The following is a 9,523-nucleotide window of genomic DNA, read 5'->3' as shown; positions in this document are numbered from 1 at the left end:
GAATTTCTTGACGACCATAGAGCATTGGAACCACCTGATCCCATCCCGAACTCAGCAGTGAAACGATGCATCGCCGATGGTAGTGTGGGGTTTCCCCATGTGAGAGTAGGTCATCGTCAAGATTAAATTCCGAAACCCCTATCTGCGTACGCAGGTAGGGGTTTTGTTTTTGTGCGTGAAAAAGTTTCCACTCGCTTGCCATCGCACCGGACTGCTTCAGGCTGTCACAGGCACCTGACAATGCTAAGGTTCGACCCTGGCTTTTGCACATTTCCAAGGAAGCTCTCATGGCGGACGCCTCGCTGCTCAGCGCTGGCTTTATGGTGGTCCACGGCAATCGCCTGGATGAACTGCGTAGTCTGGTAGTCAGTTGGATGCGGCGTTATCCGCTCGCGCCCCTGGAAAATGAAATTGCTCTGGTGCAGAGCAACGGCATCGCCCAATGGCTGAAGTTGGCCTTGGCCGAAGACCCTGAAGACGACGATATGGGCGGCTGCGGCATTGCAGCGGCCATAGATGTGCAGTTGCCTGGCAGCTTTATGTGGCAACTCTATCGGTTGGTGCTGGGACGCGACGAGATCCCCGCCAAGTCCTTGCTGGACAAGGCGCCACTGACCTGGCGTTTGATGCGATTGCTGCCGGAATTGATCAATCAGCCGCACTTCGAGCCCCTGCAGCGCTTCCTGACCAACGACACCGATCTGCGCAAGCGCTATCAATTGGCTGAGCGCCTGGCGGACTTGTTCGACCAGTATCAGGTCTACCGTGCGGACTGGCTGGAAGACTGGGCAGCAGGACGTCATCAGCTTCGTAATGGCCGAGGCGAGAGCAAGCCGCTGACACCGGCTAACTGTTGGCAGGCCGAGTTGTGGCGTGCGTTGCTGCTGGATGTGGGAGAACAAGGCATGGCGCAAAGTCGTGCCGGTGTTCACCAGCGGTTCATTGAAACCATCACCCGCCTGGACACCGCCCCCCGTGGCTTGCCGTCCCGGGTCATCGTTTTCGGTATCTCTTCGTTGCCCGCTCAAGCCCTGGAAGCCCTCGCTGGATTGGCGCGTTTCAGCCAGGTCCTGTTGTGCGTGCATAACCCATGTCGTCACCATTGGGCAGACATCGTCGCCGATAAAGACCTGTTAAGGCACCAATACAAACGTCAGGCACGCAAGGCCGGCATGCCCGTTGTGCTTGACCCGCAGACCCTGCACCAGCACGCACACCCATTGCTGGCGGCCTGGGGCAAGCAAGGTCGTGACTACATCAACCTGCTCGACAGCTATGACGACCCCAACAGCTACCGCTCGGCATTTCGCGACGGCCGCATCGACCTGTTCAGCGACAACCCGCCGTTCACCCTGCTCAACCAACTGCAGGACGACATCCTGGAGTTGCGTCCGCTGAATGAAACCCGCCAGCTGTGGCCGGCCATCGACCTCACGCAGGACGATTCGATTCGTTTTCACATTGCCCATAGCGCACAACGTGAAGTGGAGATTCTCCATGACCAGCTGCTTGCGCGCTTCAGTGCCAACCCTCAGTTGCGCCCACGGGATGTGATTGTGATGGTGCCGGACATCGACAGCTACGCGCCTCACATTCGGGCGGTATTCGGCCAGCTTGAACGCGAGGATCGGCGCTTTATCCCGTTCACCCTGACGGATCAGGGCCAGCGTGGCCGTGACCCGCTGCTGATTGCCGTCGAGCATTTGCTCAAGTTGCCCGATAGCCGATTCCCGGTCAGTGAAATCCTCGACTTGCTCGACGTGCCCGCCTTGCGGGCCCGATTCGGGGTACAAGAGCGCGACCTGCCGACGCTGCATCGCTGGATAGAAGGCGCGGGTGTTCGCTGGGGCATGAGTGCCGAACAGCGTGCGGGCCTGGGGCTACCGGGTGAGCTCGAGCAAAACAGTTGGCGCTTTGGCTTGCGCCGCATGCTGCTGGGCTATGCCGTGGGCAGTGGCGAGGCCTGCGATGGCATCGAACCCTACGATGAAATCGGCGGCCTGGATGCGGCCCTGATCGGCCCGTTGGTGGCCTTGCTCGATGCCTTGCAGATTGCTCACCAGGAGTTGTCACGACCGGCGTCGCCCGAGCAATGGGGCGTGCGCCTGCAAGCCTTGATGCAGGTATTTTTCCTGGCCAGCAATGAGCACGACGACTACCTGCTCGCCCAGCTCGAGTTACTGCGCGAAACCTGGCTGGAGACCTGCGAGTCGGTTGGCCTGCACGACGAGCTGCCGCTGACCGTCGTGCGTGAAGCCTGGTTGGCCGGCCTCGATCAAGGGCGCTTGTCCCAGCGGTTCCTGGCCGGCGCAGTGAATTTCTGCACCTTGATGCCGATGCGCGCCATCCCGTTCAAGCTGGTATGCCTGCTGGGCATGAACGACGGTGACTACCCGCGTGCGCAACCGCCACTGGACTTCGACCTGATGGGCAGCGACTACCGTCCCGGTGACCGTTCGCGGCGAGAAGACGATCGCTACCTGCTGCTCGAAGCCTTGCTCTCGGCTCGCGATCAGCTCTACATCAGTTGGGTCGGACGCAGTATTCGCGACAACAGCGAGCGCCCGGCATCGGTGCTCATCGGTCAGTTGCGTGATCACCTGGCCAATGGCTGGAAACGTGTGGATGAAGATCAAGAGTTGTTGGCGGCGATGACCCAGGAGCATCCACTGCAGCCCTTCAGTGCACGTTATTTCCATGAAGGTGATCAGCTGTTCAGCTACGCCCGGGAATGGCAGCTATTGCATGAGGATCGCCCTCACTCCCAGGCGCCGGTCCTGCTGGATCCCTATGTTCAGGAAGAGCCGCTGAGCCTGGCGCAGCTTCAGGATTTCCTGCGCCACCCAGTGCGGCACTTTTTCAGTCAGCGCCTCAAAGTGTTTTTCGAATCGGCGCAGGCACCCCTGGAAGACGAAGAGCCCTTTGTGCTCGATGCCCTGCAGCGCTACAGCCTGAGCGACAGCTTGCTGGAAGCGGCGCTGAGCCATCCGGATCAACCCGAGCAAGCCTTGCAGCTCCAGGCCCAGCGCTTGCAACACAGTGGCTTGCTGCCAATGGCCGGCTTCGGTGAGTGCCTGCAGCGTGAGTTGATCGAGCCGCTGCCGGATCTGGTGCAGCGTTATCAACAGCTGCTGGCGTTGTGGCCCACACCGAACACCAGCGCGCTGCCGGTTTCGCTGCAGCTCAATGGCGTGAGTCTGGAGGGCTGGCTCAGCGGGCTCCATCAGCGGGCCGACGGTGGCTTTTTGTCGGTCACGACGATCCCCAACAGCATTGGTTCGATCAAGACGCGCAAATGGCATCGGCTGACCCGGCCGTGGATCAACCATCTGGTGGCTTGCGCGTGCGGCTTGCCGATGACCACGGGCCTGGTCGCCAGTGACGACACCCTGCTACTGGCCCCGCTGGATGAACACTCCGCGCGGCAGATCCTTGGCGATCTGCTGCAGGCCTGGCAGTCGGGCATGCGTCAGCCCCTGCCGGTGGCGGTCAAGACGGCGTTCGCCTGGCTGGGCCAGACTGATCCGGTCAAAGCACAGGCTGCGGCTCGCAAGGCCTACGAGGGCGATGGCTTGACCAGCGAAGGCGAGCGCCGGGAAAGCCCTGCGTTGGCACGCCAGTTCGCCGATTACAACGCCCTGATTGCCGATGAAACCTTTGAGGCCTGGTGTGACGCGCTCTACCGTCCGCTGCTCGAAGCGTCCTGGCGTTCCGTGACCCGCGAGGAATCGCCCGCATGACAGCAACAGTCCCCCTGGCATTAGCCTTCCCGCTTCGCGGTAGCCAACTGATCGAAGCCAGCGCCGGTACCGGCAAGACCTTCACCATTTCGGCGCTGTATCTGCGCCTGGTGCTGGGGCACGGCGATCAGCTCAGCGGTTTTGGCCGCGAACTGCTGCCGCCGCAAATCCTCGTGGTGACCTTCACCGATGCGGCCACCAAGGAGTTGCGCGAGCGTATCCGCACCCGACTGGCGGAGGCCGCCCGGTTCTTCCGCGACGAAACACCGGCCCCCGACAGCCTGATCGCCGACTTGCGCGGGCAGTACAGCGTCGAGCAATGGCCCGGCTGTGCGAACCGCCTGGACATCGCCGCGCAATGGATGGATGAGGCCGCCGTTTCGACCATCCACAGTTGGTGCCAACGCATGCTGCGCGAGCACGCATTCGACAGCGGCAGCCTGTTTACCCAATCCCTTGAGACCGATCACAGCGACTTGCTCGGCGAAGTGGTGCGCGATTACTGGCGCCTGTATTGCTATCCGATGCAGGGCGACGCGCTGAACTGGGTGCGGTCCAACTGGGGCGGCCCGGCAGCGTTGTTGTCGCGGGTGCGAGGGCTGTTCGAGAGTGAGCGTGACAGCGCAGAGGGCAAGGCACCGGCCGAGTTGATTGGCGAGTGCTTGCAGGCACGACGTGAGGCGCTGGTAGCGCTCAAGGCACCCTGGGTGCAATGGGCTCCCGAGTTGCGTGACATCTGCCTGCAGGGCGTGGCGAGCAAGGCCGTTGACGGTCGCAAGATGCAAGCCCGTTACTTCGAGCCCTGGTTCGAGAAAATCAGTGCCTGGGCCGAGGATGAAAGCCTTGAGCAATTGGACATCGGCACCGGCTTCACTCGCCTGACCCCCGATGGCATGGCCGAAGCCTGGAAAGGCCAGGCCCCCACTCATCCGGGGCTGGACGCCATGTCCGGCTTGAAAGCCCATCTGGATGCACTGCCGACGCCGGACGCCGGGGTGTTGAAACATGCGGCGCAGTGGATCGGCGCGCGCTTTGAACATGAGAAACGCCGTCGCGCCGAAATGGGCTTCGACGACATGTTGCTGCGCCTGCGCGCGGCGTTGCAAGCCGAGGGCGGTGAGCGCCTGGCGACCTTGATCCGTGAGCAGTTCCCGGTTGCGTTGATCGATGAGTTCCAGGACACGGATCCGGTGCAGTACCGCATCTTCGAGAGCATCTATCGCATTGAGGACAACAACCCAGAGTGCGGGCTGTTTCTGATCGGCGATCCGAAGCAGGCGATCTATGCATTCCGGGGCGCCGATATCTACACCTACCTGCGGGCACGCCAGGCGACGAGCGGACGCTTGCACACCCTGGGCACCAACTTCCGTTCCAGCCACGGCATGGTCGATGCGGTGAACCATGTGTTCCAGAGGGCTGAATGCCGAGAGCAGGGGCGGGGTGCGTTTCTGTTCCGTGAGCCGGACGGCGAGAACCCCGTCCCCTTTTCGCCGGTAGCGTCCCAGGGCCGCAAAGAGTCGTTGCTGGTCGACGGCCAGGCGGTGCCGGCGCTGAATGTCTGGCAGCTGTCCAGCGAACAACCCTTGTCGGGCGCCGTCTATCGACAGCAACTGGCCGCCGCGTGCGCCAGTGAAATTACCGGATTGCTCAACGGTGGCCAGCAGGGGCGGGCGGGTTTCGTGCGCGACGCGCAAGCGCTCGTGGGCTTGCTGCCGGCCGACATCGCGATTCTGGTGCGCGATGGCAAGGAAGCCCAGGCCGTGCGCAATGAGTTGTCCGCGCGAGGGGTACGCAGTGTCTACCTTTCGGACAAGGACTCAGTGTTCGCCGCCCAGGAAGCCCATGACCTGCTGAGTTGGCTCAAGGCCTGTGCCGAGCCGGATGTCGAGCGTCCGCTACGTGCGGCATTGGCCAGCATCACCCTCAACCTGTCGTTGATAGAGCTGGAACGGTTGAACCAGGACGAGTTGGCCTGGGAACGGCGCGTCATGCAGTTTCGTGCGTATCGGCTGATCTGGCGGACTCAGGGGGTGCTGCCGATGTTGCGGCGCTTGCTCCACGACTTCGAACTGCCTCAGGCGCTGATTGCCCGCAGCGATGGCGAGCGGGTGTTGACCAACCTGCTGCACCTCTCGGAATTGCTGCAACAGGCCGCCGCCGAACTGGATGGCGAGCAGGCCCTGATCCGGCATCTGTCCGAGCACCTGGCGTTGTCCGGGCAGGCCGGTGAGGAGCAGATCCTGCGCCTGGAAAGCGATGAGCAACTGGTCAAGGTGGTCACCATCCACAAGTCCAAGGGCCTTGAGTACCCCTTGGTCTTCCTGCCGTTCATCTGCTCGGCCAAGCCAGTGGACGGCAGTCGCCTGCCGTTGCATTACCACGATGAGCACGGCAAGTCTCAGGTCTCCATGAGCCCGACGCCCGAGCTGATTGCACGGGCCGATCACGAGCGCCTGGCAGAAGACTTGCGGTTGCTCTACGTGGCCCTGACCCGGGCCCGGCATGCGTGCTGGCTCGGCGTCAGCGACCTCAAGCGTGGCAACAGCAACAGCTCGGTACTGCACCTCTCTGCGCTGGGTTATGTGCTCGGCGGGGGCGAACAGCTGGCTGAATCGGCGGGCCTGGCTCGTTGGCTGCGAGACATGCAGCACGACTGCGTGGCACTGAGCGTTGGCGAGATGCCCGAGGCCACCGACGAGCGCTATCACCCACCGCGCAACGAGGCGAAGTTACTCGCACCGCGAGAGCCCAAGCGCAGGGCGGCGGAAAACTGGTGGATCGCCTCCTACAGTGCGCTGCGCATTGGCGACCGCCTGGTGGGTGCTGGCGACGAGGCCCCGGAAAGCCCGCAAGCGCAAAAACTCTTCGATGACGAGCGCCTTGACCCGAACGCCCCCCGTGAGGTGCTCGTCAGTGGCGGCGATATCCATCGTTTTCCCCGTGGGCCGAATCCCGGGACCTTTCTTCATGGCCTGCTGGAGTGGGCCGGCAACGAGGGCTTCAGCGCCGATCACCAGGCCATCGAAGACGCCATTGCCCGCCGTTGCAACCGCCGCGGCTGGGAAGGCTGGATCACGACCCTGAGTGGCTGGCTGGAACACCTGATCCAGGTACCGTTGCGCCTGGGCGCGGACCAATCGCCGGTGGTATTGGGACACTTGACCGAGTACCGGGTGGAGATGGAGTTCTGGTTCGCCAGCCACACCGTCGATGTAGTGAAACTCGATGAGCTGGTGCGGCAATACACCCATGGCGGCGCTGCCCGGGTAGCGGCCGAGCCGGTGAAACTCAATGGCATGTTCAAGGGCTTTATCGACCTGACCTTCGAACACGAGGGGCGCTACTACGTGGCCGACTACAAATCCAACTGGCTGGGTGCCGACGACTCGGCCTACACCGAGCAGGCCATGGAGCAGTCGATGCTCGATCACCGTTATGACCTGCAGTACGTGCTGTACCTGCTGGCGTTGCATCGCCAGCTCAAGGCACGGCTCGCCGACTACGATTACGACCGCCACATGGGCGGCGCCTTGTACCTGTTCCTGCGGGGCACTCAGGCAGCGAGCCAGGGCGTGTATTTCACCCGTCCACCACGCACCTTGATCGAACGCCTGGACCGCTTGTTCCAGGGCCAACCAGAACCCAGGGCCGAAGCCGCCTGGGAGCAGGGTGTATTGCTATGAATCGCTCCTTCGCCGACCTGTTACCCACACCCCTGACGGCCGAGAGCCTGGCGCAACTGGCGCCCCTGAGCCGTGCCGAGGACTTGTTGTTGTTGCTTGAGCGCTGGGTCGAGCGCGGCTGGCTGCGGGCGCTGGACAAGGCCTTTGTCGCCTTCCTCCATGAGCGCGACCCGGGCGGTGATCCCCTGGTGTTGCTGGCGGGGGCATTGACCAGTCACCAGTTGGGGCACGGTCACGTCTGTCTTGACCTGTTCGAGACGCTCAAGGCGCCGGACTTCGCCCTGTCCCTGCCGCCGGAAGGCGAGGTGCAGACCGGCACCCGCTTGTTGCCCTCGCAATTGCTGGAAGCCGTGGAAGGCGCTCACTGGTGCAAGGTGCTGGCGTCAAGCCCGCTGGTGGCGTTGGCCGCCGATGGGCGAGAGGAGGCCCGGCACCGGCCGTTGGTGTTGTCCGGCAAGCGCCTGTACCTGCGCCGGTACTGGGCGTACGAGCGGCGCATCGACAGCGCATTGCGCGAACGGCTGGTGGCCCATGAGCCGGTCGCGGCTGATCTGTCCGAGCGCCTCGACGGGTTGTTTGGGCCGGTCAAGGCCGGTGCCCCGATCGATTGGCAGAAACTGGCCTGTGCCCTGGCCACCCGTGGTGCATTCAGCATCATCACCGGCGGGCCGGGCACCGGTAAAACCACCACCGTCGTGCGCTTGCTGGCGCTGCTCCAGGCACCCGCCGTGGAGGCGCAAAAGCCGTTGCGCATCCGGCTCGCGGCGCCGACCGGCAAGGCCGCTGCGCGGTTGACCGAGTCCATCAGCCAGCAAGTCCGTACGCTGCAGGTCGCCGACAATGTCAGAGACAAGATCCCCTCTGACGTGACCACGGTCCACCGTCTGCTGGGCAGCCGTCCGGGCACCCGGCATTTCCGGCATCACGCTGGCAATCCGCTGCCGCTGGATGTGCTGGTGGTCGACGAGGCGTCGATGATCGACCTGGAAATGATGGCCAACCTGCTCGACGCCTTGCCGGCCCACGCCCGCCTGGTGTTGTTGGGTGACAAGGACCAACTGGCCTCGGTGGAGGCCGGCGCCGTGCTCGGTGACCTGTGTCGCGATGCCGAGGCCGGTTGGTACAGCCCACAGACCCGTGACTGGCTGGAAGCGGTCAGCGGTGAACAGCTGGGCGGCAGCGAGCTGCAGGAGGACCACGATGGCCGTCACCCGCTGGCCCAGCAAGTGGTGATGTTGCGCCACTCGCGGCGCTTCGGTGAGGGCAGCGGCATCGGTCAGCTGGCGCGCTGGGTCAATCAACAGAACGCCGAGCACGCACGGCAGTTGCTGGCGGCCCGTAGCCATGCCGATCTGCATTTGCTGGCGCTCAAGGGCGAGCAGGACAGGGCGCTGGAGCGCCTGCTGCTCGATGGCCAGGGTGACGGCCCGAAAGGGTATCGGCATTACCTGAGCCTGCTGCGCAATCAGCGACCGCCCCTGGACGCCGCCCCCGACGATGGTTGCTGGGAGAACTGGGCCCGCGATGTCTTGCACGCCTTTGATGCGTTCCAGTTGCTGTGCGCCGTGCGCAAGGGACCATGGGGGGTGGAAGGGCTGAATCAGCGCATCACGACAGCGTTGCTCAAGGCCCGACTGATCGACAGCGACCAGCAATGGTACGAAGGTCGGCCCGTGCTGATGACGCGCAACGACTACGGCCTGGGCCTGATGAACGGCGACATCGGCATTGCCCTCAAACTGCCAGAGCGTGATGGGCAGGATGTCGGTCGCCAGGTACTGCGCGTGGCTTTTGCCCGTAACGATGGCCAGGGTGGCGTGCGGTTTGTGCTGCCGAGCCGGCTGAACGATGTGGAAACCGTGTATGCCATGACGGTGCACAAGTCCCAGGGCTCGGAATTCGCCCACACCGCGCTGATCCTTCCGGATGCGCTGAACCCGGTGCTGACCAAGGAACTGATCTACACCGGCATTACCCGGGCCAAGGACTGGTTCAGTCTGATAGAGCCCCGCAGCGGCGTGTTCGAAGAGGCGGTGCGGCGTAAGGTCAAGCGCTTGAGCGGGTTGATGCTGGAGCTGGGTTGATGGCGGTTAAAGA

The 9,523-nt window shown here is 63.3% G+C and carries 3 protein-coding genes and 1 rRNA gene; all 4 read left to right on the top strand.

Annotation, left to right across the window (positions count from 1 at the left end; translation table 11 throughout):
* The first annotated feature begins 6 nt into the window (after window positions 1-6).
* The 4 genes from rrf (at window position 7) to recD (ending at window position 9,510) form a co-directional block, all read left to right on the top strand.
* Window positions 7-122, top strand: a 5S ribosomal RNA gene (gene rrf / locus CKW25_RS19875).
* A gap of 165 nt (window positions 123-287) precedes the next feature.
* Window positions 288-3,740, top strand: a complete 3,453-nt coding sequence (recC, locus tag CKW25_RS19870; protein WP_095081787.1) for an exodeoxyribonuclease V subunit gamma — start codon at window positions 288-290, stop codon at window positions 3,738-3,740.
* The gene (gene recB, locus CKW25_RS19865; RefSeq protein ID WP_095081785.1) at window positions 3,737-7,426 is read left to right on the top strand and encodes an exodeoxyribonuclease V subunit beta; all 3,690 of its coding nucleotides are present in this window, start codon (window positions 3,737-3,739) and stop codon (window positions 7,424-7,426) included. The genes recC and recB overlap by 4 nt, the downstream gene beginning before the upstream one ends.
* Window positions 7,423-9,510 (top strand): exodeoxyribonuclease V subunit alpha, encoded by a 2,088-nt coding sequence (recD, locus tag CKW25_RS19860; RefSeq protein WP_095081783.1) that lies wholly within the window; start codon window positions 7,423-7,425, stop codon window positions 9,508-9,510. Before recB ends, recD begins: the two co-directional genes overlap by 4 nt.
* Window positions 9,511-9,523 lie beyond the last annotated feature (13 nt).

The organism is Pseudomonas sp. Irchel s3h17 (genome assembly GCF_900187505.1).
Lineage (GTDB): Bacteria > Pseudomonadota > Gammaproteobacteria > Pseudomonadales > Pseudomonadaceae > Aquipseudomonas.
This window is presented reverse-complemented; position numbering and strand designations above follow the sequence as displayed.

Bases quoted from the DNA above. Each gene is read 5' to 3' on its own strand.
- recB (WP_095081785.1), top strand. From the start codon at position 3,737: ATGACAGCAACAGTCCCCCTGGCATTAGCCTTCCCGCTTCGCGGTAGC.
- recC (WP_095081787.1), top strand. From the start codon at position 288: ATGGCGGACGCCTCGCTGCTCAGCGCTGGCTTTATGGTGGTCCACGGC.
- recD (WP_095081783.1), top strand. From the start codon at position 7,423: ATGAATCGCTCCTTCGCCGACCTGTTACCCACACCCCTGACGGCCGAG.